Origin of the sequence: Nostoc sp. KVJ20 (assembly GCF_001712795.1) — a bacterium.
GTDB lineage: Bacteria > Cyanobacteriota > Cyanobacteriia > Cyanobacteriales > Nostocaceae > Nostoc.
On record NZ_KV757650.1, the window covers coordinates 1 to 25,464 of the forward strand.

The window sequence follows — 25,464 nt, forward strand, 5'->3', positions numbered from 1 at the left end:
ATCCACCTCAGAACTCCGTTAATGAGTCTTTGATGCTCATTAATCAAGCCATGAACTGTACTCTTTTATTTCCTACCCCATGCCCCATGCCCCATGCCCCATGCCCTATGCCCTATGCCCTATGCCCCAATTGTATTTGTGTCAATGTCAAATTTGCTGGCGATCGCTGAGATTATTTCTTGCTCAATTGGTGTAGTCTGATTGTCAGCCTGGGCAATTTTGTAACACTGAGCTAACAAAGGTATGGCAAAATCACGATTTAGCTGATTTAACAATACATCTAAAGGTTGGGGTGATTTGATATTTTGGGCAATGGCATCTAAGGACTTAGGACTGATGTTTACAGCTTTTAATTCTGGCAAAATTTCTTCCCAAGTCTTTTCTGGATGACTGGCTAGGATCATGTGGACTAAGATTTGATCCATGAGAGTTTGTTGAGCGATAGCACTTTCGAGATACTTTTCGCTTTCGGCTTTTAAGGTTGCCAATGTCTCTGGCGATTCGAGGGATGTTGATTCATCCAGCTTGGCTTCATAAAATCGACAAGCAGCATACCCCAATGAATAGATCATCGTCGCATTTGAACTAGCTCCGATCGCTGCACCAGCAAAAGGTACATTTCGCAGCAACCCTAATCCAGCAGCTTTTAATAAACGGCCTCCACCCAAAGCCAAACCAAAAATTGCCAAAACTTCGCCTTTCCGGGCAGGATCTTTTAAATCTAGCCCATAGTCAGATGCAATCTCATAAATCATTTCTGATTGCAATTTTGTTGTTGCTGTTAAATCAATTGCCAACAATGCAACTGCTACTCCCGGCAAAATACTAGTTGCTAGTCCAACAGTGCCAGCTTTAGTCGCTTTTGCCAGCATGATTCGGTGAGCAATCTGGCTAGTTGATTCATTGGGATACTTTTGCTTTAGCTTCTTTACTGCCGCTTCTGCTTTTTCTAAATCAATAATGTCAGTACTACCAATTAGCCAGTTAAGATTTAACACTCCAGATACTTTTCTAATCAGCCAATTTTGGCTGAGGTGGTTAACAAACTGACCGCTAGTTTGAGTTGTTTGCTCAATTAACTTGTGTGTTTGTTTCGCGGTGGCTTCTCCCACACCCACTACTGTGTCTAAAACCGCCATGCCAGTATCAGCAACAGTTTTAACAAAAGACTCTATTATAGATGGTTCATTTTCTACTGATGATTGAGCCTGAATTCCGAATTTTGAAGTTTCTGTGGGTGAATTACCTGATTTTTTCACTTCTATTTCTTGGGGTTTGTCTGCCATTCTTTGACACCATTCTCTATCTCTAAAGCCTCTCTCTTTCTTTTAGCGAATCCTGAGCGGCTCTACATCCCTCTATAAACATAATTATCAGTTTCAGATTAACTATTTTCTTGTTTTAAAAACTGTGTTAATCCATCAAGAATAGGAACATCCTCTAATCCCTGTTAGGACTTACGCAAGTGTCACAAAAAAATCGGATTTGTAGTTTGTAGTAAGGGCTTTAGCCCTTATTTTGTTCGCGTAGCGTCTCGTTGGCGAAGCCTCTCGTAGAGAAGAGAGGACTAAAGTCCTCACTACGAACTGAAAATAATATGAAAACAGAGGTAAACCACCAGCATCAGATGAGAAACGCGGGTAGAAATATCCCAATTTGATGCGATCGCACCTCACCTTATCCTCTCACCTCTAACCCGGTACTGATATCAGCATTACTTTCTAAAAATTCGTTATCCTTAAGAATTTCATAGAGATTAGTATCTTGCTCTAGTAAGCAAGCATGTCCGCAATGGGGCAATACCACAATCTTGTTATTTGGTAGGATATTCCCTATACGCTTCACTTCAGTTACAGAAGGCAAAAGGCGATCGCTACCACCGGCAATTAGCATAACTGGTTGAGTTAAGCGACTTAATTGTTCCTCATCAATCTGAAACTCTCGCAGTAAAGATAATCGCCAAAGAACGGTTTCTGATGGTACAGAACGCATAGTTTTCAGTAAATCATGGCGATCGCTCCGGGAAATGCGTTGCAAAGATGCTAAAAACGGCAACAACCCTAGTGCGCCAATATCATACAATCCTGATGGCACTAAGTAAGTTAGTTGGGATGCCCAATGCAACCAAGGGCGAAGCCGAAAGGATGAAGCTGGGTTAATTAGGATAATTCGCTTAAATAAGTGAGGTGCTTGGATTGCTACTTTCATTGCCAAGCAACCACCAAAGGACTCACCACACAGGTAAACTGGCCTCTGAGAGCTTTTTTCTAGTTCTGCGTGGATCAAGTCCAATACACTTTTAGTTAGCACATCCCAACTGTTAAGGTCTTTCCGGGGGATCGCCAAACTGCGGACATCGAAGCCAGTTTCTAATCCTGTGGTTTGCGATCGCAATAGTTGACCTGTTCCATCCATTCCTGGCAAATATACCAATAGAGGATACTCTGGCTGTACTCGTTCAGGAGTCAGGAAACAAGGCTTTAACTCAACTTCAGAGATAGTCATTAGTCATTGGTCAGTAGTCAATGGTCATTTGTTAATGGTATAAAACTTTTGAACTGTTGATTGTTCGGACGATCCAAAATCCCAAATCGAACGGCTCTAATAGCAACCTTGACGCAGTAAATCACTAATTTCACCATGACAGTGTTCTGTCAGTTCAGCCACAACAGTTCTGGCTTGTTTGCCATGATATTTTTTATGATGTTGGGGCGTAATCCAATAAGGATGACCGATTAACACTGCAACCCGACGATAAATTACCAAAGGATGCCAACCACTTTGGTTAAATAAAGGTTCTGAGGGGTCAAATACACTCAAAAGCCTTAGTGGGAAGCCATTTGTGTTTACCTCTTCTAAGGAGGCGATCGCGATCGGCAAAATCGCTAAATCCTGCACATCAGCTCGCAATGCCAAATGGGCAAATCCTCGATGAAACTCACCCACCTGGTTTGGCTGAGTAAATTTCACCATTGGTTCAGTTCCTTCTGGAAATACTCCCACCATCTGCTTGGACTGCAATAGCACCTGCGACTGCAAAAAAAAGCTTTGCAGGCGGTTTTGAGTTTCCTCCAAAGGAAAACATCCCAATTGTCCGGTGACAATCTCCCGCATTACTGGCACTTGTCCCATATAGTGATGGCAAGCAAAGCGAATAGGACTCGATAACGCCGCCATTAAAATCAGTGCATCCATAAAGCTGTGGTGATTGCTAACTACCAACACGCTGGCATCCTGGGGAATGCGGTCTTCGTAATAGCGAAACATTTGCGTTGAGAATGCAGCCACCAAAGCACGAGAAATCTCTAGGGGGCTATTTCGACTCATACCTAATCAATATATTTTTCCGGTAAATATGGCAGCTTATCTTAATTTAATTTTTACATTTCTTTACTATTGCCATGACCGTCTTAAGATAGAAATATCTAATCGACAAAAGCAAATAGATTTTTCACGTTCTCAATTATGTATTCTTGATCACAAGAATTTCTAATAGAAAGTATTCAAAAACATTATGATTAGTTAATTTTCATCTTTTAGGCAAAAATTATCAGAATTGATGCATATTACAAAACAATTATTGACCTAATAAATTTGCTAGTATGAAGGTGTTATTGGAAAAAATAGGAATTTTATTGTATAATTGCGTGGTTTTGCCGCTGAAAGCTAAGGTGTAAAACGTTTTAATAAGTTAATTTTTATTTTGTATGAATCTAGTGAATAAAAAAGAATTGACATTTGCACTAACAACACCCCTGTATTATGTAAATGATGTTCCCCATATAGGCAGCGCTTATACGACGATCGCAGCAGATGTAGTTGCGCGATTTCACAGACTACTAGGACATCAGGTATTACTAATTACAGGTACAGATGAACATGGGCAAAAAATTCAGCGATCGGCAGAAAGTTTAGGCAAAGCACCACAAGAGTTTTGCGATGAAATTGTCCCTAGCTTCGTAAGTTTATGGCAGTTACTAGACATTCAATACGATCGCTTTAGTCGGACTACTGCACCTCGTCATGAAGCGATCGTCAAAGAATTCTTTGAGCGAGTCTGGAAATCTGGTGATATCTACCAGGGACAACAACAAGGCTGGTATTGCGTATCCTGCGAAGAATTCAAAGAAGAACGGGATCTATTAGAAGGACACCGTTGCCCAATTCATACTAACAAAGAAGTAGAGTGGCGAGACGAACAAAACTATTTTTTCCGCTTATCCAAATATCAAACTAAGCTGACAGAATTTTATCAATCTAGACCAGATTTTATTCAACCAGAAAGTCGGCGCAACGAAGTTCTCAGCTTTGTCAATCAAGGACTGCAAGACTTTTCCATTTCACGAGTGAATTTAGATTGGGGTTTTCCCGTACCAGTTGATCCCAAGCACACCCTTTATGTTTGGTTTGATGCGCTGCTAGGTTATGTCACAGCATTACTAGAACCAGATGCAGAACCGACTTTAGCAAATGCTTTAGAAACATGGTGGCCGATCAACCTGCACCTAATTGGTAAAGATATTCTCCGCTTCCATGCCGTTTACTGGCCCGCAATGCTGTTGTCGGCTAGCTTACCCTTGCCAGAGCGAGTATTTGGGCATGGCTTTTTGACCAAAGATGGGCAGAAGATGGGCAAAAGTCTGGGTAATACCCTTGATCCTATTGCGTTAGTTCAGCGCTATGGTAGTGATGCCGTTCGTTATTACTTCCTTAAGGAAATCGAATTTGGCAAAGATGGAGATTTTAATGAAGTAAGGTTCATTAATGTTTTGAATGCAGATTTGGCAAATGATTTAGGTAATTTGCTCAATCGCACCTTGAACATGGTGAAGAAATACTGCGCCCAGAATAAAGTCCCATCAATCGGGAATGAAGCGATTCCTGACGAAAATCCTTTGAAAGCAATTGGTTTACGTCTAGGGGAACAGGTGAAACAAGCATACCAAGAGCTAGCTTTCAATCAAGCCTGCGGGGCTATCCTTTCATTGGTGCAAGCCAGTAATAAGTTTATTGATGAACAAGCTCCTTGGTCATTATATAAACAGGGACAGCAGGAGTCGGTGGAAAAAGTTCTCTACGCAGTTCTAGAATCAGTTAGACTAGCAGCTTATCTGCTATCCCCAATTATTCCGAACATCAGTAGCGATATTTATCAGCAGCTAGGCTTTGGAATAAACTTTAACGATCAAATACAAAGTTCAGTTACCACTCCTTTTTCTATTCATGCTACATGGGGAATACTATCCAGTAAACAAGAGTTGGGTACACCCAAACCTATTTTTAAGCGAATAGAACCCCCGAAAAACGATTAGTCCTTATCAAAGTCTGATTTTGTTCAATTTCTTATTTTCTCAAAAAATTTATCGTGGCTGAATTTAAATTAGCCCCGGAACATTATCATAAGCCGCTGTGACTAGCATCTAAAAGTTGGTAATTTGTATCAAAAATAACAGGGATAAAAATTGAGGTATCACAATGATGTTGAATAATTTGGAAAACGATTCGATCTTTACGCCAGAACAAGTTTTGGAGAATCGGGGTAGAGTTGCCATATTTATAGATGGCTCAAATTTATTTTATGCTGCACTGCAACTAGGCATTGAGATCGACTACACCAAGCTATTGTGCCGATTAACTGGAGGTTCCAGACTGCTGCGTTCTTTTTTCTACACTGGTGTAGACCGGACAAACGAGAAGCAACAGGGTTTTCTGCTGTGGATGCGTCGCAATGGCTATCGAGTCATTGCTAAGGATTTAGTCCAGCTACCAGATGGTTCTAAAAAAGCTAACCTGGATGTAGAAATAGCAGTCGATATGATGGCACTAGTAGATTCTTATGATACCGCAGTTTTAGTCAGCGGTGATGGGGATTTAGCTTATGCAGTTAATTCAGTGAGCTATCGGGGCGTGCGGGTAGAAGTGGTGAGCTTGCGATCGATGACCAGTGACAGCTTAATTAATGTAAGCGATCGCTACATCGATTTAGAAGCCATCAAAGAGGATATTCAAAAAACCCCTCGCCAAAGTTATCCATACCGGCCTTTATCTGGTATCGGTTTTTTAGAAGACCCCAGAAGTAGTGATGGACACCTAGAAATCCAAGAATAATGGCGTATAAATTTCATCAAAAGGGGAGATGGGGCAAGAGAAAAATTCAAAATTTCTCCTCCACTCCCTCTTTTCTTATTTTACCTTTGACCTTTTTCTTGGTATTTGGTTTAGTTGCTTGCGGGGGTAAATCCCCTCCAGCTTCCCAACAAAATACTGCGGATTCATCTAATCCAGATAGCGATTTGACTTTCTTTGATGTCACCCTAGAACAAGCAGATGAAGTGGGAAGACCCATTTGGAAAGTCAGGGCTAAAACTGCAAAATACACCAAAGAAAAACAAATTGGTCAGGCTGAAAGTCCTTATGGTGAACTATACCAAGATGGCAAAGTAGTTTACCAAATCAAGGCAGATGTAGCAGACATTGAGCAAGATGGGAAGCAGTTGTTTCTTAAAGGCAAGATATTTGCCACAGACCCTAGTAATGGAATTGTATTGCAAGGCAATGAATTAGAATGGCGACCCCAAGAAGATTTGTTGATTGTCCGCAACCAGATTAACGGCACTCATAAACAACTACAAGCAGTGGCGAAAGAAGCGCGAGTTAAAACCCGCGAACAGCGAATGGAATTTTCTGGAGGAGTAATAGCGAATTCAGCTGATCCCCAATTACAAGTTAGAACCGAGCATTTGATCTGGAATATTAAAGAAGAAAAACTGATTGGCGATCGCCCCATAGAAATTGATCGCTACAAAGATAATAAAATTAGCGATCGCGGCAAGGGAAATTATGCCGAAGTCAACTTAAAAACAAAAATTGCCACTGTCCAGAAAAATGCCCAACTAGAATTACTAGACCCGCCACTGCAAATAGCTAGTAACTCTATGACCTGGAACATGAACACAGAAAATATTACCACACACTCGCCCACACGAATGTTCCACCGTACCGAAAATGTCACAGTGACATCCAATCAAGGTCAAATGATAATACCGCGAAAAATTGTTTATTTAACAGGTAACGTCAACGCCGTTGGTCAGCGTCGCCAGTCTCTAAGATCCAATTCATTAACTTGGTATTTAGACAATAAGTTAGTTGAAGCTCAGGGAAATGTGCTTTATCGGCAAGTTGACCCACAAATAAATTTTGTGGGTGAAACAGCCGTTGGTAATCTGCAAACAGAAAATATTGTTGTCAAAGGTGGCAGTCCTAGCGGTAGGGTCGTAACGGAGATTATTCCCCAAGAAAGAGCCAATCGTCAGTAGTGGAGTTAGGGGCATTGGGCATGGGGCATTGGGCATTGTTTATAGTAGTTATTCTCAATCTCCCTCATCCCCACTCCCCACTCCCCACTCATAAATTTTGGGTTGGTCGAGTACTAGGCTAGGATTTTAGTACTACAAGTCCTTTGATAACCCATGAATGGATCAAACAGATTAGGTAAGGAATCCTTGCCAACACCCCAGCAAGCAGAACATTCCCACCATCATGATACAGAGCAAGAGCAGACAGATCATACTCATGGGACTGGAGAGTTAGCTCATTCTCACGTCCATAGTGAAGAATCTCTACGGCGAATTGTCAATCGATTATCGCGTATAGAAGGACATGTTCGTGGTATTAAGACAATGGTGCAGCAAAGTACCCCTTGTCCTGATGTTTTACTGCAAATTGCCGCAGTCCGAGGCGCATTGGATCGGGTAGCGCGAATTGTTTTGGATGAACATTTAACCGAGTGCATTGGTAGAGCCGCACAAGAAGGTAATATTGACCTTGAAATTAAACAGTTAAAAGCTGCTTTAGATCGATTTTTACCTTAAAAATTAAAAAAATAATGTAGGATACATTCGCTATTCAATAGTGCATCATGATATTTACCTTAGCAATATTATGTTGCAAACTTTTAGCAACCTATTTTAATTCATTTCCTCGTATGCTTAAATAAGCTTACTCCATAAGATAATATGCTGTGCAGCCAAGAAAGATGGTTTTTAAGTAGACTATGGTAAGAGAAAAATATCAATTTTACTATTCTTTCATGGGCAACCCAGAAAAACCACTGATTCTTTTTCTGCATGGTTTCATGGGTAATATAAATGAATTTGATGAAGCTATAAAATTACTATCTGATGAATTTTCCTATTTAACAATTGATCTCCCTGGACATGGCAAAACCCAAGTTTTGGCTGGGGATGATTACTATACAATAACAAACACTGCCCATGCATTAATCAACTTGCTGGATGAGTTAAAAATTGCCAAATGCTTTTTAGTTGGTTATTCAATGGGTGGAAGATTAGCTTTATATCTCACCCTGAATTTTCCAGAACGTTTTCATAAAGTTGTACTAGAGTCAGCTTCACCAGGTTTGCCAACAGAAGCAGAACGATTAGAACGCATTAAACTTGATACGCAAATAGGTAGAAAGGTAACAAGAAGTTTTGAAAAAAACGATTTTGCCACTTTTTTATCACATTGGTATGATCAGCCGATTTTTGCTTGTATCAAAAATCATCCAGAATACGATCGCATGGTAGAAATTAGGTTACAGAACAATCCCCAGGAATTAGATAAGTCACTGCGCTTTATGGGTACTGGATACCAACCCTCTTTATGGGAAAAGCTAAAAGATAATACAATTCCTATTCTCTTATTAGTTGGTGAATATGATAAAAAATTTATATCTATTAATACAGAAATGGCTAAAAGATGTGAATTTGCCCAGATGAGAATAATTGATAATGCTGGGCATAATATCCACTTTGAAAACACCTTGGCATTTGTGGAAAATATAAAAGACTTTTTGTCCGCAGCAAGTTAAAAATTAAGATAACTTCACTGCTTCTTTATTGCCTTGCTAGAAGGAGTTGGGGATGGTGTCAAATTCGGGGCTGTTGGTTGATTAATTGCGGTTAATTCTTCTTGCAACATTTTCTGATAAATCTTAGGTAAAGAGCTACTAACAGAATTAGTTTCTATCCCATATCCTAAACTTGTCCAGGTGGGAGAGAGTCGCCGCAAAACATCATTTATCTTTCCCTGACGCAACAGTTGAGAAATATCAACTCCCCAAACTTTAGAATCATTTAACCATCGGTAAACTACTACATCTTGATATTCTGCTTCAAAACTATAACCAGTCCAAAACATCATCTGCATTGGATTTGGATGATAAGTGGGGGCTAAACGATACCAAGTAATGTTGATAATTTGATATCTGCCAGCAGCAGTAGAACAATTACCTGTGTTGGGGCCTGTGACAATTGTGACGCATATCTCAGGATGTCGGCTGAGGTCATTAACTTGCTGTCCACCGTATAACAGCGAATAGGGACGGTTCCCACTAGCCTCACTCGCCGAGATAGTTCGCATTAAAGCGCGAATATAGGGGTCGCCCTGTTTCATGACCAAAGGCGGCTGTTGATCTCTAAAAACGGGATCAGAAGGCGATCGCAAGTCTCCAATATACCATTGCAATAAATACACAAAGCCGAGAAGCGCGGCTATCGGGCCAATAAGCTTTTCAGCACCTTTGAATTCAAAGCCTTTCAGAGTCTAACTCCTTCAAATTTGCTCTGTTTACTAACAACAATAATTGACGCGCTCATTCTGGCAAAGTTCACATACATACCGACTATTTGTAGGGGACGCATAGATGCGCCCCCCTAGCGCGTGTTGCTCCTAACTCTTCACTGGTTGATTACGCGACGTTAGCAAATAATTCCCCAAAAGTTTTGGAGCTAGCTTCAGGTTTGGCAACAATTTCGACAATTTTATTGCGTGCATCAGCTTCAAATAGCGCCTCAACAGCAACTTGGGCGACTTTCTGCCTGGGGATGCTACCCTCAAACAGTGTATCTGCACTCTGCATCACAATGGGGTCGAGGTTATCTTCATTCTTTAAGCCACCAGGTCGGACAATCGTATAAGTAAGACCACTTTTTTGGATATACTCTTCAGCTTGTTTTTTCCACAACAAAATTAGCCAAAACAAATTCAGTGGATGGAAAAGCTGCGAAATACACAAAGAAGAAACTAAGACAAAATGTTCAATTCCCTTTGTTTTAGCAGCATCTACTAAATTTTTAGTCCCTTCAAAATCCACTTTATAGGGGCCAGTGGGGTCAAAGCTCGGTTTTGCGCCAGTTGCAACCAACAGAACTGTGCTATCTCCCAACGCAGCAGCCAGACTTTCTGGTTGTAATACGTCGCCTACAACTAATTCAGCTTCAGGAGAGAGAATACCCCTAGCTTTCTCTATATCCCGCACCAAGGCTCGGACGGGAATATTCCGCGCTATCAATTCTTGCACAATCCGGCGACCTGTTTCACCCGTTGCCCCTGCTACAAATGCTTTCATGAGAAATGCTATCCTGGGAAACTATTGTGTGCTTGTTCAGTTCTTTATTTTAGTAATTCTATGGAGTTGATGGCAGATTAATGAGGTTTCAGTAAAATGGGATTTGAATGCGAAATGACCCAGGCGCGTGGGGAATCATTAATATAGACGAACGCCAAAGTATACAGTAATGCATTTATGCTTTCAAGAAAAAGCGAATATAAATCCTGGGAAATAACAGAAGCCGTTTTACCTGTAGCCTCCACCCAAGAAGAAGCTAAGGAAACATTAACAGAAGCAAATGTAGCAACGCTCACAAAATTTTACGGTCGTTATCAAGACTGTATGGAAATGGCTGCCCCAGCAGAGAAGGTTGCTGAGTATCTCAATGCTCACGCCTCATGGTTTTCGCGCTGCGCTGAACCCATGAAGGTACAATCACTTGGGGAAAATGGCTATGCTTTAGTAATTGGTCGTTTTGGTTCTTTCGGTTATGAAGTAGAACCGAAAATTGGTTTAGAATTGTTGCCCCCAGAGGAAGGTATTTACCGCATCCGTACAATCCCCATTCCTGACTATCAGCCGCCTGGTTATGACGTAGACTACCACGCAGCTCTCAAGTTAATAGAAACGGATGTTTCCTCTAGTATTGGGGAGGTTACAAGAGTTGAATGGGAATTAGATTTAATAGTTTATATTCACTTTCCTAGGTTTATTCAGCGATTACCAAAGTCTCTAGTTCAATCTACAGGCGATCGCGTACTTAACCAAATCGTCCGCCAAGTCTCCCGCCGCTTAACTCGCAAAGTTCAGGAAGATTTTCATAAATCTTTGGACATACCCTTTAATACCAATTCTAGGCAAAAGCGGTGAACGAAAGTGTTAAGAAAAATCTGACTAATGGATAGTCACAAGTGGGGACAATACAATTCGGATAAGAAAGTGAGGCAGGGTAAGAAAGAAAGTTTATTAGCAATTTTTCTTTCCCTGCTCACCTCAACAGATAACTTTCTTAACCAAACCGACTTGCAAGTGCAAAGGGACAGACTTTAACTAAAGTTCAAGTTAAGGAGAGGTTCGTCGAATTCACGCTTGATTAAGTAGTCAACAGACTAATCACGAGCTTGTCGCGTCACCAAACCACCAATAAACGCCCCTAAAATAGTGCCTGTCCATAGTCCTGTTGTGCTACCTTGCCATATTGCTCCTGGTGTCATCCAAGCGTTACACATCTCCTTTAAACCCCAAGGTTGGTTTTGGCATTTTTGGCTATGCAGCATTATGGTAATTTGCCCACTGGTGTAAGCACCAAAAAAACCTAATGACAATGCCAAAAAAGTGCAAATTAAAATTCTATTTTTTGTCATTTGTCATTTGTCCCTTATTCCCATGCCCCATGCCCAATCAACCTGTATTTCTCATCCCTGCTGCAATACCATTAATAGTTAACAATGCTCCTCGCAGTAACTCACCTTTGCTGTAGCGAGAATGGATAACTCCAGAAGTAGCAGTAGTGTTTAGGGACTGGCGTAGGCGCTTGAGTAGTGAAACTTGGATAAATCCCAAGGGGACAATTGTGCCATTGCGTAACTGCACAGATCGTTGCAATACAGGATCACCATCTAACAGTTGATTGTGATCGGTGATTTTTAACACCAAATCCCTTGTGAGATAAAACTCGCTGGCAATTTGATCAAAAACTTTGGCAAAACGAAGTTGATCTTCTGGTTTTGACAATTCTTGGACGTAGTGATGTGCCATTTGCATATCTACTTTTGCCAAGGTCATTTCAGCCTTAGAAATCACCATCTTGAAAAAGGGCCACTTAACATAAAAGTAGCGCAGCAATTTCAAATGTTCTTCTGGTTCTGCGTTCAAGAATTCTTGTAAAGCCGTGCCAACACCGTACCAGGAAGGCAGCAAAAATCTAGTTTGTGTCCAGCTAAATACCCAAGGAATAGCTCGCAGACTGCTTAAATCTTTTTTACCAGATGGACGGCGGGCTGGACGAGAGCTAATTTGTAGCTGGCTTATTTCTTCAATTGGGGTTACTTGGTGGAAGAAGTCAACAAAATCAGGCTGTTCGTAAATTAAAGCACGATAATGTTGACGCGATCGCACTGCTAATTCTTCCATAATCTCGTTCCAGGGTTCAATATCATCAAACCCTGTCCGCAGTAGACTAGCTTGAATCACAGCTGTAGTGATGGTTTCCATGTGGTACAAAGCCAAGTCCAACAAGGAGTATTTAGAAGCCAAAACTTCTCCTTGTTCGGTAATCTTGATTCGCCCATTGATACTATGACCGGGTTGAGCCAAAATCGCCTCGTAAGCAGGGCCGCCACCGCGTCCCACAGAACCGCCGCGTCCGTGGAAAATCCGCAAATTTAGATCATAGCCTTCTGCTATTTGTTGCAGTGATTTTTGGGCTTTATGAATTTCCCAGTTGCTACTTAAAAAACCAGAGTCTTTGTTGCTGTCAGAATACCCCAGCATTACTTCTTGCAAGTTGGGGGTGAGGGGGGAGGGGGCAGGGGAGGTGGGGGAAGCAGGGGAGGATGAATTTTCATCCACTACAACACTCTCTGCTTTTGTCTGTTCGTAGCCGCCGGCTAATAAGGCGCGATATAACGGCAGTTCAAACAGTTTCCGCATGACGCTTCGGGAGCGTTGTAAGTCTTCTACTGTTTCAAATAGGGGGACAACTTGAATAGTTCCCACAGCAATGGCGGGGTCAAAAAGTCTGGCTTCTTTGGCTAACAGCAACACTTCCAGCACATCGCTCACGTCGCGGCACATGCTGATAATGTAAGTTTGGCAGATATTCAGACCAAATTCTTGTTGGAGCGATCGCACGACGCGAAAGGTTTCAATTACATCGTTGGTTTTTTCGGAAAATGGCAATTCTGCCGGAATTAATGGCCGACGGGTTTGCAGTTCTCCTGTAAGCCAAGCGACTCTTTGCTCCTCAGAGAGTTCGTTGTAAGGTTGAGGTAATATTTGCAGGTATTCCAGGATCTCATTCAGTGCATCGGCATGGCGGGATGATTCTTGGCGAATATCTAGCTGTGTCAAGTTAAAACCAAAAATTTCTACTTGACAAATGAGATTTTCTAATTCTCGACAGCTTAAACCTGTTTCTGTCAAGTTGCGCTGAATCATCCGCAGTTCTGCTAAAAAATCGGCTCCGGAAAGATACAGGGGGCTATCTTGATTTTTTGGCGTTTCCCGATTGTACAAAGCTAAATTGCGATCGCGAGTATTTTCCAGTCGTTTCAGCACATAAGCCAGTTTGAGCCGATAGGGTTCTTGTCGATAACGCAGCGCCAGTGCGTCATAAACTTCGCTTAACTGGGACTGATCCAATTCTAGAGATTCCAGTAAATCTGGTAAGACATCACTCCAGTGCATCGACACACTCAACAATTCAATCAGATTTTTCACTGACTGAATATATCTTCCGATCACCATTTTGCGCTGATAGCAAGCTGTCTTCCAGGTAATTTCGGGTGTGACTGATGGATTCCCATCTCTGTCTGAGCCTACCCAAGAACCGAAAGAGCAAAAGTTTTTACTCGGTGGTTCTAGCCAAGGAAAGGTATTGGATAGAGTGTGTTTGAAACGTTTATAAAGTTGGGGAATGCCGTCAAATAGAACTTCTTGGAAGTAGTGCAGGGCATAATCTACTTCGTCTAGCACCGTGGGTTTAAACTGGTGCAGTTCATCTGTGCGCCACCACAGGCGAATTTCTTCGAGCAATTGTTCGCGGACATCTGCTGCTTCCCAAGCATATCCCCCGGCTGTAGTACCAAAATGGTTTTCTAAGGTATCCAGCTTTTGCAAGAGTTGTACCACCTGGCGCTGCTTATCCCGGATAGTATGGCGAACAATTTCCGTCGGGTGCGCTGTGAAAACTAAACGCACATCCAGATGTGCAATTAAACGTTGAATTTGCTGGGGTGGTACATTCAGTTTGAATAAATAGGGAAATAAAGCAGCAAAAGTCCCTTTTGGTTTGACTTGCGCTTTTTCTAGATAATTTTTTGCCAGCAATTCTGCTGCGATTCCCTTGCTAACAGGCGCATCATCTTCTCTTTGATTGGACGAGTAATTGACATTAGATGCTCTTTCTGCGTCTGTAGGCTCTGTTTCTGCTTCATAGCGACTCAATTGCTGCCGTTGTTCGTATTCCTGCTCTATGATGTTGATCAACTGAAAATATAGAGCGAAAGCACGAGCCGCGCGGATTGCTTCGTTGATATTTAGTTGTTCAATTAATTTAACGGCTGAGGATGCTTGGTCATTTGTTGCTTGTCCTTCTGGTGAACATAGATCGCGCAACTGCCGCAACAAATCTACCATATTCTGACCGCATTCTTGCCGGAGAACTGACTCCCACAATTCTTCCACTACCTGGAGACGATGACGCAAAAATAATTCCGACACCGGGTATATATCCGCAGTTTGAGACGAAGAGTATAAAAGGGAACCCATATTCTCTATTCTTGTAAAGCTAATTACTGTTTACGGTTCTAGGTTTTGCACTTAATGCTCACCGGGTTGTTCCTGAGCAAATAATTATTTGGTGTATATCTTCTCATCTTGATTGATTTCGTGTTCATCTGGGAAGTCGAGGTTGGGTAGGCGATCGCCTCGAAATAATTCTTCACTGGCTTCCCCGATGGATTCTAGTGCTCTTACTGTAGTTTTTCCGGTAATGAGCAGCAGTAATATAGACGCTGTACCTATTTGTAAAAGGAAAGATTGGGGAATGCTAAAAAAATCCAGATTAGATGGCGGGTTAGTTGAGGGTTGTTGGTTGGTAGGAGGCATTGCTAATTTTTGGTTATGGGAATATGAGTCAAAAGGAGTTATGAGTCAGGAGTTAAGAGTTAGGAGTTAAGATGACTCCAACGATCAAGGGATGGAGTTGAAATGAGATAAGCTTGTTGTTTGTTTCGCCTATCAGGGGCGTTACATTAGCACATTGGGACGCGAGTCCGGTTTTAAAGGACAAGTCATCAGCCAGTCATATAAAATTATTCTGACTCCTGGCTCCTAACTTCTGATTTCTGACTCCCTATTAGTAAAATAAACGCAAAACTCAACATTAGTCAGACTTGCAACCTGTACAAGACTATCTTGGCCGATTTTGTGAGCTACGAAGGTAACAAAATTGTTAAAAAAAAACGTCAGAGTGTGATAGACCTATGGTTCTAGTTTACAAGTGCAGGCACTATCCCCCAACAATCGCTTCCTGTAAAGTTAACTGAGCATGAAAACAGTATTACCAGATCGCCAGCAATCCTTAGTGCAATGGGTAAGCCAAGCAACAGGGATCAACACTTTCGGGGTGAAAGTCCGGTTGCGGGGAAATGACCTTCATATTCTTTGTGAAGGTACAGAATGTCCGCAGCGTTGGCACACTTTGTCTGATTTGCTGCAAGCACTACAGCAAACAAACTTAGATATCCTCACAAGTAACGAACAACCCTCAATATATCAAGTATTTGTCTATGGCCGAAGAAAAGGGGAACAGCGCCCCAAATGGTGCCATCGGGTTTACTTGAATCAAATAGATAAGCATCTGGAGCAGGTGGAGCAAGCCTTGCTAGCAGACTCGGAAAAATCAAAACAATCGGGTGGAGCATTAATTGTCTCTAACGAAAGTTTGGCACGCCAAGGCAACCCAGAAGCGATCGCTCGATATCTCAGCGAAACTCTGAGTACCTTAGGTGTATCGGTACAGGCAAAGATTAAGCTATATAAGCCAAAGAATTCTCAGCCAGAAGAAAATCGCCTGTGGATATTTTGCCAGTCGAGCTATAGCCCTGATGCATCCTTGCTTGCTGAACCAATAGCACAAAAGTTGCGTTATCTCAAGCTTTCCGGCTACCAAGATGCAGTTATTGTTTCCCAGGTGAGCGGCGAAACTGTACATGATTGGCTGCTGCGGGTGGATTTGACACCACCAGAAGTGATGCTGAAAGAGTGGGCGCGTTGGGGGGATATACAAGCGATCGCTCGATTATTAACTGAGGTACTATCAGGGTTAAAAATTGCTGTTCAAGCTTCTCTGAAAGAATCAACGCTACATATCTTTTGTACCCCAGCTTTTGATCCCCTAGGAACTGCCCCAATCCCAGACAAGGAAGTGTGCTTAAAGGCGATCTTACCCCAGCTAGAAGCGATCGCACCTCAAGGCATTCTCGCCGCCACCATATACGGACAAAAAGCAGGCGACAAGCAACCCACTTGGATTGATTGGCTGGCTTTACCCGCTGCAAAACATCCCGCCTTTGCCCCATCACCGCTAGAGTTGGCAAATACTGGCGATGAACCAGCCATCATATTTTTACTAGAGCGCTTACTCAACCCTGACTTGGATTGGCGGCTATTGACAGGTGGAATTCGCGTACTTTTACTGAACAAAAATGATTTATTGCACATTATGTGTGATGCACCTGTTTGTCCAGGGCGGCAACAAGTAGCAAGTAAAATTACGCAGTTTATTCGCCAATTAAAAATTCCCGGTATGATGGGAGTACGTATATACGGTCGCCGCGCTGGGAATAAAGAACCTTTTTGGCATTATGGCGTTGATCTTGAACATCGCCAACGTTTAGTGCCAGAAGCAACCCCAGAATTTGCTGCTACTTCTAAATACGTTAACGACCTGGTAACCTCTGAGACTAGTGAGCCAATTTTGCGCCCCGACTTAACGACAGAAGAAGTTCAAAGTTTTGTAACCGAAGTAGCGCGAGATTGGATGGCAACGGCCAGTTCAACAGCGAAAAAATTCCTGTTGAAAAGCCAGTTATTTACCGAAAGCAACCAGTCAGCGGAACATAACCATGATGTTCAAGGAATTAAGATTGCTTTAGTTTGGGGAACACTGGGATTATTGCTCACCCTCCAAACTGATTGGGTATTGGGTCGAATTATTGCACGGACTAGTTCGCCAAAAGTCGCTAATGTCTCGCTTCCATCATCCTCTGAGCATAAGGCATCTTTGACATCTGGGAAAAATCAGAGTGGGGATACGACATTTTTTAGCAGCACTTCCAAGACAAAATCTCCTCCAAATCAGAGTTCTGTATTTAATGCTTCGGAATTTACCCAAAATGATGATACCCCGACCAAGAATTTGGCAGCCGCACCACTGAAAGAAAAAGCAACCGCAACAGCTATTCTTTTAGCAGCGCGATCGCAGATGCCAAGTTTCAATGTCAGGCAGTTAGATGAACAACTAGCACTGTATAAACAGCGTTTAGCGAGAACTGGTAATCCGCCAGATGTATTGATTATTGGCTCCTCCCGCGCCCTCAGAGGAGTAGATCCAGCAGCACTTTCTAAAGCTTTAGCGACTCAGGGCTATCCAAATCTGGACGTGTTTAACTTTGGGATCAACGGTGCTACCGCACAAGTTGTAGACTTTGTGATTCGCCACGTATTAGAACCATCAGAACTGCCCAAAATAATTGTCTGGGCAGATGGCGCCCGTGCTTTCAACGGTGGACGCGAGGATATTACCTTTAAATCCATCGCTGCATCAGCTGGTTATAAACAAGCATTCCAAAAAACTCCAACAGATGCAAATAGCGATGATTTAGCCGAAAATACGGTAAATTCGGGAGAGAAAAAGACAAATGAGGACGTACCGGAGATTAGTACGTATCAAGCTGTTAATGAGTCATTGAATCAAGCTCTAGCATCTGTTTCCAGTAGCTATCCAAATCGCGATCAAATAAAAAGTTTACTGCAAAAACAACTCCTCATACTTGGTCATTATCAGACAGTTGCATCAGAAAGACAGCTAACAGACGGTACTTCAGATGAAAGTACTTCTCGGCAATCAGTTGACTTTGATGGCTTTCTACCTTTGTCTATTCGCTTCAATCCCGCTAGATATTATCAAAAATATTCTAGAGTTACCGGAAATTACGACAATGATTATAAATCTTTCCAAGTGGAAGGACAGCAAGATGCTGCTTTTCAAGAAGTGCTTCAGTTTGCCCAATCTCAGAAAATTTCCTTAGTGTTTGTCAATATGCCTTTGACAGGAGATTATTTAGATCCAGTGCGTAGGCAATATGAGCATGAATTTCAGCAATATATGTTGCGTTTGGCTACTAATCCCAACTTTATTTATCGTGATTTGAGTCAACAGTGGATAAAAGTAAATGACTACTTTTCTGATCCTAGCCACCTCAACCGCTTTGGCGCATACGAAGTCTCGAAAAAGCTTGCTAATGACCCGATGATTCCTTGGCCAGTGAAGTAGGGGATTGGGGATTGGGGATTGGGAAGAATAATCTACAATACCCAATGACAAATGACCAATGACAAATGACGAATGACAAATGACTAAAAAATGAACTTTATATCAATTTTCTATGGGCTGTTCTTATTGAGTGTATTAGGAATTTACTGGTCTTTAGCACAACAGAAATTGCGATTGTGGACGCTGCTAATTGCCAGTTTGGTTTTCTATGCATCTTTGCATATTCAGTACATACCATTACTATTAGCCTTGACGTTTGTTAATTTCCGTGTGGGGCTGGAGATTGGGCAAAACACATCACCAGGAAAACATTCTCTGGATTGGCAAATTTCTAATGAAGAGTGGCAATTTGCTCAAGGTGATTGGAATCGTCACCGTCTAAAAGTTTTGTGGGTGGGTATAATTCTAAATGTTTTACTGTTATTAGGTTTTAAGTATTTTACCCCTTTATTCAAGTTTGTTTTTCATGTGCAAACAAACTCAACAGATAACTCTTTTAAATTGATTGCACCATTAGGAATTTCCTTTTTTACCTTTGAATGCATTGCCTATTTAGTAGATGTCTATCGTGGTGCCCCTGCTAGTGATAATTTTCTCAAATTTGCCACCTACAAATTATTCTTCGCCAAACTCATTTCAGGCCCGATTACGCGCTATCACAACTTAGCAAATCAATTCAATACACTAAACTTTCCCAGTAGCGATAGAGTAGCTGAGGCGCTGTGGTTGATTGCTAGAGGCGCAGTCAAAAAAGGTATTTTTGCAGACCACCTCGGAATTTTCGTCGATTTATGTTTTGGTAATCTGCAACGGGCGGGTAGTACCGATCTCTGGTTAGCTACATTCGCCTACGGTTTGCAGTTATATCTAGATTTCAACGGTTACGTAGACATCGCCCGTGGTAGTGCTATGCTTTTCGGCTTGGTTCTACCTGAGAATTTTGACTTTCCCTACTTCAGCACCAATATTTCAGAATTTTGGCGGCGCTGGCACATGACTCTAGGAGATTGGCTGCGTAACTATGTCTACTTTCCTTTGGGTGGTTCGCGTCGGGGTTTAGTCCGTACCTGCTGGAATTTATTTATTGTGATGCTAATCGCTGGTATCTGGCACGGTGCTGCTTTGGGTTATGTAGTTTGGGGCATATTCCACGGGTTAGCCTTGGTGGTTCATCGACTTACAGATACTATGAGCGATCGCTTTGAAAATCTAGAACATTTCTGGCAAAATCCTCTAGGTATCTTTGTCGCTTGGTTCTTAACTCAATTAATGGTTTTTACCTCTTGGATTTGGTTCCGTCTACCTAATCTCCAAGACTCTTCTTTAGTAATTCGCCATCTTTGGGGTTATCCAGCTGATGCCCAGTTTGCTCAAAAGGTCTATGTAGATGCCTTAAATATGAGTCAATACCAACTCACTTGGGTACTTCTAACTTTAGCTGCCTTCATGGCTATAGTCTATGCCTTCAACCGAATGCTGAAGTTAGAGTTTAATTGGCCTCTCAAGCTTGTCTTCGTTCCCATCTGTTTCTACGCTGTTTGGTTATTCGCTCCTGAAGGGAGTTTGCCCTACATCTACTTTGATTTTTAACAGAAACATAAGACAATTCACAACTTATTATTTCGTTACAAATCAACAGGACTTAAAATTTTTCTAACAGCTTATTTGTAAAGAAATGTAAAGACAACTAACTAGGCGATCGCATCATTGAAAGTTATAGCTAGATTGGTATTGAAGTGGCTTACAAAGCCTCAGTCCATTGCTTTTATCTAGTAGAAAAACTTTATATTTCGATGATCTTTTTAAAGAATACTGTTACAGAATATTAAGTCAAAGATCGCGTCAAAGTAAATTCATGTAGACTGTATTTCAACAGGCAAAATCAATCTTGCTTGTTCCATATTTAACAACAAATAGCACTTATAAAACAATGACCACAACCTTACAACGGCGCTCTGGCGCTAGCGTATGGGATCGCTTTTGCGAGTGGATCACCAGCACTGACAACCGTATTTACATCGGTTGGTTTGGTGTTTTGATGATTCCTACCCTGCTAGCTGCGACCACCTGCTTCGTAATTGCCTTTATCGCTGCTCCTCCTGTGGACATCGATGGTATCCGCGAACCAGTTGCAGGTTCTTTGATCTACGGAAACAACATCATCTCTGGTGCAGTTGTTCCTTCTTCAAACGCCATCGGCTTGCACTTCTACCCAATCTGGGAAGCTGCTTCCTTAGATGAGTGGTTGTACAATGGCGGCCCTTACCAATTGGTAGTTTTCCACTTCTTGATCGGTTGCGCTGCATACCTTGGTCGTCAGTGGGAACTTTCTTACCGCTTAGGTATGCGTCCTTGGATCTGCGTAGCTTACAGCGCACCTTTGGCTTCCGCTACCGCAGTATTCTTGATCTACCCAATCGGTCAAGGTTCTTTCTCTGATGGTATGCCTTTGGGTATCTCTGGAACCTTCAACTTCATGATTGTGTTCCAAGCAGAACATAACATCTTGATGCACCCCTTCCACATGTTAGGTGTGGCTGGTGTATTCGGCGGTTCCTTGTTCTCTGCAATGCACGGTTCTCTAGTAACTTCTTCCTTGGTGCGTGAAACCACCGAAACCGAATCACAAAACTACGGTTACAAGTTCGGTCAAGAAGAAGAAACCTACAACATCGTTGCAGCCCACGGCTACTTCGGTCGTCTAATCTTCCAATACGCTTCTTTCAACAACAGCCGTTCACTGCACTTCTTCCTCGCAGCTTGGCCTGTCGTCGGTATCTGGTTCACCGCTTTGGGTATCAGCACGATGGCATTCAACCTGAACGGTTTCAACTTCAACCAATCAATCATTGACTCCCAAGGTCGCGTTATCAGCACTTGGGCAGACGTAATCAACCGCGCTAACTTGGGTATGGAAGTAATGCACGAGCGTAACGCTCACAACTTCCCACTCGATTTGGCTGCTGGTGAAATTGCACCTGTAGCAATGACCGCTCCTGCTATCAACGGTTAATACTTCAGTATTAGCTAAATAAAAAGCGCCCTCCAGAGATGGGGGCGCTTTTTTTAATGAGCAAAGCTGGTTATCGTAATAAGGACTGATTGGGCGTTAACTGGCTCTCAAAACGGCTGTAAACAATTTGGGTTGGATACCAAGAAGAAAACCAATACAAATCTTGAATAACTTTGCAAGAATTACTCCCATCTGGTAACTCAAAGTGAACCAAAGCTAAATTATTCAATCCAACGACTTCCCGCCCCTCCTGAAACCAACGAGATTTCCAAAACATCACAGGTTGTAACCATTTCCATTTGGCATTTTTGGCTCGTTTCCAGGGAGCTATCAACGAAAATATATCTGCTGTGTAGGCAGAAGTTTGAACACTGTTTCGAGGTATCCACTCCAGCACACAATGCCAGTCAGAGTTAGCTAGCATTTGGCGATTATGGTGTAATTGTTTCTCGGAAATTTCTACCATATTGGGTGGATTGAGCCACCCTATCCAATGTCTCACCTTTTCTGGTAACAGCCAATCTTTCAATCGTGTATGAATGAGCCGGGTCAAAATCTCTTCATTCTTTAATGCACTAGCTGTTAACTGCACTAATACAGACTGTAATTTGGAATGGGTACGTGCATAAGACAAGTGAGCGACAGAACTGTAGTGAATATCCCCGGATAGAATCACGACTTGTTGACGTTCCTCAAACAAGGTGGTTAGGAATTGTGCCAGCGCTCCAGTATTAATGTTCCAGGCATCTCCAACATCCGTTGAAAAAACTTTCTCCCGTTTTAAATGCCAGTGGTGAATCCAATCAATCACTTGTAGTCCAAATACATTAGTGGGCGCAATCACAAATGTAGTTTGAATCTGAGTTTGTTCAGCTATTTCTTGTAAAGGCAAAAGTAGCTGTTGCTCAAAGGCTTGTGGACACAACAGCATCGGCGGCGCGATCGCTTTTTGATCGGCTGGATAACCCCGCCAAGTACGCGTATCAAGCACAATTACTTCATGGCAATCGCTCCTGACTATGTAGTGCCAAGTCAGTGCTTCAGGATGTCGATCCAGAATAAATACTGGGCCGTCTCGGACTAAGATAGGTAAGCCTGTGTGCGGATCGTTGGCTGGCATACCTACATAACGAGCGATCGCCTCATCAGCCTTTACATCCGTCCCTTGGGAAGCTGACCAAGCTTGTGCAGCCATCAACAGCTTTTCACCAGATTGACCTTCAGCAAATTGCCCTGGTGTGTTGCCCCACGCTTGAAATACCGTGTAGGCTAACAATGCATTTTGAACTATTCTTCGCCCTAAAGGACGCCCCAGCACTCGCAAACACCAAGCTTGGTTTAGGTTCCAGTCATCACTAACATCATGGTCATCAAAGATGGTGTACATGGGAATATTGGCAAGGGCGCGACGCACTTTCCAAAGCGTATAAATTAATTGTCGCAAATGCCATACTGCCCGATTCCAGTCCTTGATAGCGTGGCGATCGCGCATTACTTGATGTCCTTCGGGAAATGCGGTTGGCCAGCATACTGGCGACCAAGCTAGTAAATAAGTAGCGTAATACTCGCCCAGACTGAAAAGATGACTGTTAACTTTCTCAGGTTTATTATGTAATCCTGCGGTCAAGCCTGCTTGATTTGTCGCAACTTCAGACCGCTCTCCAGGGGGTAGTTGCTGGGGAGTGCAGTATACTCCATTCACAGGAAGTTGTTCTTCCCAACCCAAGAGTGCATCACCAAGAGTACTGGCAACCCACAACGACGGTTCTGATACATCGTCGCCGTAAATTTGATCTCCGGTGAGGAACAGCTGGTGAGGGCGATGTTGGGGTTGATTAGCCGCAGCCTCAATTAAAGTGTCAAGAATTGGCAGTGCATCAAACCCATGACCATGAGGTTTACGGCAGGAAGCATGGACAATTTGTAAATCTTGCAGACAGTTAGGCGGTAGAACAAAGGTTGGTTTTTGATGATCGAAGTAGCTAATGCTGACTGTAGGAGAAGAGTTTGAGCATAATGCTTGTTGCAGAGTTTGCGGGGTTTGGTCAGCAACAGTAAACTGGAGATCGTATGCATAGATGTGACCTCCAGTTAGGCGATGTCCAACCGTAGACCGAGCCGTTATCGCAACTACATGAAGATGCTTACCCAGAGAAAAGGTAGAGCGTTCCCCATCCAATAAGCAATTTTCTAGTGCTTTACCATCATCTGTTGTGTCATAAACTTTAAGTTCTACCTGACAAGACTGTTTCAGTGCTACCCATACCGTTACTGACTCTGGTTCAGTATGTTGGAGGATTGGCCCCGCTAAAATCAGTGGCAGTTCTTGTAAAAACTTGTCCCCAACTTGATACTTCATTGCAAACAGTTAACAAAGTGGTGGTTTTTTAGATGTGTTATTTTGCTCCTAAATTGGTAGCCCAAACTCATCTAATCACCAATCATGCATCAATTCTTATCTGTTTAACATCAGTTCATAGCGCAAATTGATTGCAGCCCAAAGCTGATTTCCAGATGTCAAGTGACCTAGAGGCGTTGCGTCGGTGTCGTTGACTAACGCTTTAAGCAACCCCATAGAACGCTGATGCCCGATTAACCAAGGAATGAGTTGCAAAAATGGGTTTTGCGATCGCCTCTAAAAAATCAATACCTAATTTTCTGATATTAGTTATTTCGACCGCACTGGATCAAATTTGACATAATATGCTATCGTGCACAATGCGGCGAGGCCGTTCACTGGCAAAAAGACTTAACTATGTTGATCCTAATCAGAGTTTTTCTGCTAGTTGCTACAACACTTTATCAAGCGATCGCGTGCTGGTTTGAAGATCGAAAACTGCCCCCCGGTCAAATGTTTGATGTGGGTGGATATAGTTTACATCTCTACATTGCAGGAAACACTAATCCAACAATTGTCCTAGACCACAGTTTAGGGGGAATTGAGGGCTATCTCCTAGTTGAAGAATTGGCCAAGTTAGCGCGAGTATGTATCTATGACAGAGCGGGTTATGGATGGAGCAATCACAGCCCTCATCCCCGAACCAGCAATCAAATTGTGACAGAATTAGATACGCTGCTTACTCAAGCAGGAATTGAACCACCCTATATTTTGATAGGAGATTCTTTTGGTAGCTACAATGTCCGGCTGTATGCCCATCGATTTCCTGAGAAGGTTATTGGAATGGTACTCACAGACGGACTACATGAGACTGAAATGCTCAAAATGTCTTTTCAGTTGCAAGCTTTGAAACTCTTTTTTATATCGGGCTTTGTGATGTCTATTCTCGGCTCAATACTTGGCATTATTCGATTAATGAGGATATGCAAAATATTTGAAGTGCTGAAGCCGGAATTAGGTAAATTTCCTCAGCACTTACTTAATTCAATCAAACGTTCCTTTTGCCGTCCTAAACACTGGATTACAATGAGTCGAGAGATGTTAAATCTCAGCGTTAGTGGACGTGAGGTGAGAATAGCTAACCAGTTTGGTGATCTGCCTATAGTTAATATCAAAGCAAATTCTTTTTTAAAACCTTCTCTTTGGACTGTTTTTATTCCTCTGCGAGGTGCTAACCAATTGCGGAAGCAGATGCATATAGAGTTACTAAAGTTATCAACGAATTGTACTCAACTTCAAGCAAGTAAAAGCGGTCATTTTGTATGGGTAGATCAACCTGATGTAATCATAGATGCTGTAAAAATTGTTCTAAATAAAGTTGCTCCTTCTCGTCCGGGTTAAGGAGCATAGATGCTGAACAGGGAATGAATTGTGTTTTG

20 protein-coding genes are annotated in these 25,464 nt (G+C 42.3%); 10 read left to right on the forward strand and 10 right to left on the reverse strand.

The window, feature by feature from the left end:
* Positions 1 to 119: 119 nt before the first annotated feature.
* From A4S05_RS22535 to A4S05_RS22545, 3 genes are all read right to left on the reverse strand, one after another.
* Positions 120 to 1,286 (reverse strand): EcsC family protein, encoded by a 1,167-nt coding sequence (locus A4S05_RS22535; protein ID WP_069072025.1) that lies wholly within the window; start codon positions 1,284 to 1,286, stop codon positions 120 to 122.
* Between the two features lie 391 nt (positions 1,287 to 1,677).
* Positions 1,678 to 2,505: an alpha/beta fold hydrolase gene (locus A4S05_RS22540; RefSeq protein WP_069072026.1), complete on the reverse strand. Its 828-nt coding sequence runs from the start codon at positions 2,503 to 2,505 to the stop codon at positions 1,678 to 1,680.
* Positions 2,506 to 2,601: 96 nt separating this feature from the next.
* Positions 2,602 to 3,327: a lysophospholipid acyltransferase family protein gene (locus tag A4S05_RS22545; protein WP_069072027.1), complete on the reverse strand. Its 726-nt coding sequence runs from the start codon at positions 3,325 to 3,327 to the stop codon at positions 2,602 to 2,604.
* A gap of 380 nt (positions 3,328 to 3,707) precedes the next feature.
* Between A4S05_RS22545 and metG the strand changes: the two genes are divergently transcribed.
* The 5 genes from metG to menH all read left to right on the forward strand — a co-directional run bounded on the left by metG (position 3,708) and on the right by menH (position 8,872).
* Positions 3,708 to 5,312 (forward strand): methionine--tRNA ligase, encoded by a 1,605-nt coding sequence (gene metG / locus A4S05_RS22550; RefSeq protein ID WP_069072028.1) that lies wholly within the window; start codon positions 3,708 to 3,710, stop codon positions 5,310 to 5,312.
* Positions 5,313 to 5,478: 166 nt separating this feature from the next.
* On the forward strand, positions 5,479 to 6,108 hold the full coding sequence (locus A4S05_RS22555; protein ID WP_069072029.1) for a LabA-like NYN domain-containing protein: 630 nt from the start codon (positions 5,479 to 5,481) through the stop codon (positions 6,106 to 6,108).
* Positions 6,108 to 7,316 carry an LPS export ABC transporter periplasmic protein LptC gene (lptC, locus tag A4S05_RS22560; protein WP_084227222.1) on the forward strand — a complete coding sequence of 403 codons (1,209 nt, stop codon included), beginning with the start codon at positions 6,108 to 6,110 and terminating at the stop codon, positions 7,314 to 7,316. The genes A4S05_RS22555 and lptC overlap by 1 nt, the downstream gene beginning before the upstream one ends.
* Before the next feature lie 153 nt (positions 7,317 to 7,469).
* Positions 7,470 to 7,871, forward strand: a complete 402-nt coding sequence (locus tag A4S05_RS22565; RefSeq protein WP_069072030.1) for a metal-sensing transcriptional repressor — start codon at positions 7,470 to 7,472, stop codon at positions 7,869 to 7,871.
* Between the two features lie 182 nt (positions 7,872 to 8,053).
* Positions 8,054 to 8,872 carry a 2-succinyl-6-hydroxy-2,4-cyclohexadiene-1-carboxylate synthase gene (menH, locus tag A4S05_RS22570; RefSeq protein ID WP_069072031.1) on the forward strand — a complete coding sequence of 273 codons (819 nt, stop codon included), beginning with the start codon at positions 8,054 to 8,056 and terminating at the stop codon, positions 8,870 to 8,872.
* Positions 8,873 to 8,886: 14 nt separating this feature from the next.
* Here the strand turns inward: menH and A4S05_RS22575 are convergent, their stop codons facing one another.
* Positions 8,887 to 9,537, reverse strand: coding sequence for a glycoside hydrolase family 24 protein (locus A4S05_RS22575; protein ID WP_069072032.1), 651 nt, complete (start codon positions 9,535 to 9,537; stop codon positions 8,887 to 8,889).
* A 214-nt stretch (positions 9,538 to 9,751) separates the two neighbouring features.
* On the reverse strand, positions 9,752 to 10,411 hold the full coding sequence (locus tag A4S05_RS22580; protein ID WP_069072033.1) for an NAD(P)H-binding protein: 660 nt from the start codon (positions 10,409 to 10,411) through the stop codon (positions 9,752 to 9,754).
* 177 nt (positions 10,412 to 10,588) lie between these two features.
* Here A4S05_RS22580 and A4S05_RS22585 point away from each other — a divergent pair, with 177 nt between their 5' ends.
* Entirely contained in the window at positions 10,589 to 11,263 is a 675-nt protein-coding gene (locus A4S05_RS22585) for a DUF1997 domain-containing protein (RefSeq protein ID WP_069072034.1), read from the forward strand.
* A gap of 239 nt (positions 11,264 to 11,502) precedes the next feature.
* Here A4S05_RS22585 and A4S05_RS22590 read toward each other — a convergent pair whose 3' ends face one another.
* The 3 genes from A4S05_RS22590 to A4S05_RS22600 form a co-directional block, all read right to left on the reverse strand.
* Positions 11,503 to 11,757 (reverse strand): hypothetical protein, encoded by a 255-nt coding sequence (locus A4S05_RS22590; protein ID WP_069072035.1) that lies wholly within the window; start codon positions 11,755 to 11,757, stop codon positions 11,503 to 11,505.
* Between the two features lie 37 nt (positions 11,758 to 11,794).
* Complete coding sequence (locus tag A4S05_RS22595) at positions 11,795 to 14,884, reverse strand: phosphoenolpyruvate carboxylase (protein ID WP_069072036.1); 3,090 nt, start codon at positions 14,882 to 14,884, stop codon at positions 11,795 to 11,797.
* An 84-nt stretch (positions 14,885 to 14,968) separates the two neighbouring features.
* Positions 14,969 to 15,223, reverse strand: coding sequence for a hypothetical protein (locus A4S05_RS22600; RefSeq protein WP_069072037.1), 255 nt, complete (start codon positions 15,221 to 15,223; stop codon positions 14,969 to 14,971).
* Positions 15,224 to 15,665: 442 nt separating this feature from the next.
* On the opposite strand from A4S05_RS22600, the gene A4S05_RS22605 reads away from it, so the two are divergent.
* From A4S05_RS22605 to psbA, 3 genes are all read left to right on the forward strand, one after another.
* A complete protein-coding gene (locus A4S05_RS22605; protein ID WP_069072038.1) occupies positions 15,666 to 18,674 on the forward strand; it encodes a DUF1574 family protein in 3,009 nt (1,002 codons plus the stop codon).
* 90 nt (positions 18,675 to 18,764) lie between these two features.
* Positions 18,765 to 20,264 (forward strand): MBOAT family O-acyltransferase, encoded by a 1,500-nt coding sequence (locus tag A4S05_RS22610; RefSeq protein WP_069072039.1) that lies wholly within the window; start codon positions 18,765 to 18,767, stop codon positions 20,262 to 20,264.
* 340 nt (positions 20,265 to 20,604) lie between these two features.
* Positions 20,605 to 21,687 carry a photosystem II q(b) protein gene (gene psbA / locus A4S05_RS22615; protein WP_069072082.1) on the forward strand — a complete coding sequence of 361 codons (1,083 nt, stop codon included), beginning with the start codon at positions 20,605 to 20,607 and terminating at the stop codon, positions 21,685 to 21,687.
* A 70-nt stretch (positions 21,688 to 21,757) separates the two neighbouring features.
* Here the strand turns inward: psbA and A4S05_RS22620 are convergent, their stop codons facing one another.
* Together A4S05_RS22620 and A4S05_RS41880 are read right to left on the reverse strand one after the other, a co-directional pair.
* Positions 21,758 to 24,046 carry an alkaline phosphatase D family protein gene (locus A4S05_RS22620; RefSeq protein ID WP_069072040.1) on the reverse strand — a complete coding sequence of 763 codons (2,289 nt, stop codon included), beginning with the start codon at positions 24,044 to 24,046 and terminating at the stop codon, positions 21,758 to 21,760.
* 96 nt (positions 24,047 to 24,142) lie between these two features.
* On the reverse strand, positions 24,143 to 24,301 hold the full coding sequence (locus A4S05_RS41880) for a hypothetical protein (RefSeq protein ID WP_176727071.1): 159 nt from the start codon (positions 24,299 to 24,301) through the stop codon (positions 24,143 to 24,145).
* 141 nt (positions 24,302 to 24,442) lie between these two features.
* On the opposite strand from A4S05_RS41880, the gene A4S05_RS22625 reads away from it, so the two are divergent.
* On the forward strand, positions 24,443 to 25,426 hold the full coding sequence (locus A4S05_RS22625; RefSeq protein ID WP_069072041.1) for an alpha/beta fold hydrolase: 984 nt from the start codon (positions 24,443 to 24,445) through the stop codon (positions 25,424 to 25,426).
* The last annotated feature ends 38 nt before the right edge of the window (positions 25,427 to 25,464 follow it).